Raw genomic sequence first — 208 nt, 5'->3', positions numbered from 1 at the left:
TTCAACTGTACTACAGGTGAACCCACCACAGAAGCAGTCAAGGTATCGCCGATATCCAAATCAGAGACGGCGAAACTGCCAGTGATTGGAGCCAAGTTCTGCGCAGAAGCGTCTGCAGCTTCTACGATCGCCGTTGGGTTCGTCGTATCTGTCAATACTGGCGCATCGTTCGCACCGGTGATCGTGAACGTCACGTCTTGCACTGCGG

General features: G+C 53.8%; 1 protein-coding gene. It reads right to left on the bottom strand.

What is annotated here, in order from left to right; all coding sequences use genetic code 11:
• Positions 1–208: hypothetical protein (locus tag H8K36_RS19105; RefSeq protein ID WP_186920469.1), on the bottom strand; the 208-nt coding region annotated here is incomplete at both ends.

This window comes from Affinundibacterium nitidum (assembly GCF_014284155.1).
Lineage (GTDB): Bacteria > Pseudomonadota > Gammaproteobacteria > Burkholderiales > Burkholderiaceae_D > Undibacterium > Undibacterium nitidum.
This window is presented reverse-complemented; position numbering and strand designations above follow the sequence as displayed.